Source organism: Streptomyces sp. UF-297, assembly GCF_058245575.1.
Window position 1 is genome coordinate 1 of record NZ_JBSIBZ010000226.1, and the last position, 1033, is coordinate 1033.

Genomic DNA, 1033 nt, shown 5'->3' on the forward strand with positions numbered 1-1033 from the left:
CGCGGACCCCGGTCATCGCGACGGAACCCACCACGCTCGCCGTCACGCCGGTCATCACGGCGGAAACCACCCCGGTCATCGTCACGACGCGGACCCCGGTCATCGCGACGGAACCCACCACGCTCGCCGTCACGCCGGTCATCACGGCGGAAACCACCCCGGTCGTCATCGCGACGCGGACCCCGGTCATCACGGCGCAAACCGCCCCGGTCGCCACCACGGTCGTTGTCCCGACGGAACCCACCACGGTCGCCATCACGCCGCTCATCGCGACGGAAGCCACCGCGGTCGCCGTCACGCCGGTCGTCCCGACGGAAACCACCCCGGTCATCATCCCGACGGGGCCCACGGTCGTCACGCTGGAACCCACCGCGGTCCCCGTCACGCCGCTCATCACGGCGGAACCCGCCGCGCTCGTCGTCCCGACGCGGGCCACGCGGCCGATCGCCCTGGTCCCTACGGAACCCGCCGCGGTCACCTTCCCGACGGAAACCGCCCCGGTCGTCGTCGCGACGCGGACCCCGGTCATCACGGCGGAAACCACCGCGGTCGCCACCACGGTCGTTGTCCCGACGGAACCCACCGCGCTCATCATCGCGACGCGGCCCACGATCATCGCGACGGAAACCGCCCCGGTCGCCGTCCCGACGCTCGTCACGGCGGAAGCCACCCCGGTCATCGCGGCGCGCGTAACCGCCGCCACCGCCCTGACCACCACGGTCGTTGTCACGCCGCGGACCACGGTCGTCGCGCCGGAAGTCCCGCCGCTCACCGCCGTCCCGCCGCTGCGGCCGGCGCTCCGAGCGATCGTCGGAAGAGTTGGTGGACATCGGCGTGACTCCTGTCTTCGGTACTGCAGTCATTCTCGCGCACCGACCAGTTCGGCGCGCTTCGGCAAAAACAAAAAAGGACCCTTGGTCCCAGCGTGAACGCTGGGACCAAGGGTCCTTCCAAAGATTGTTCGGCGGCGTCCTACTCTCCCACAGGGTCCCCCCTGCAGTACCATCGGCGCTGAAAGGCTTAGCTTCCGGGT

General features: G+C 70.4%; 1 rRNA gene and 1 pseudogene. One reads left to right on the forward strand and one right to left on the reverse strand.

The features are described 5' to 3' along the window. Positions 1 to 929, forward strand: a pseudogene (locus AC4IJH_RS43555) (hypothetical protein); the annotation flags it as partial. A gap of 30 nt (positions 930 to 959) precedes the next feature. On the opposite strand, the gene rrf reads toward AC4IJH_RS43555, so the two are convergent. Continuing rightward, positions 960 to 1033: ribosomal RNA gene (gene rrf, locus AC4IJH_RS43560) — 5S ribosomal RNA — on the reverse strand; the annotation flags it as partial.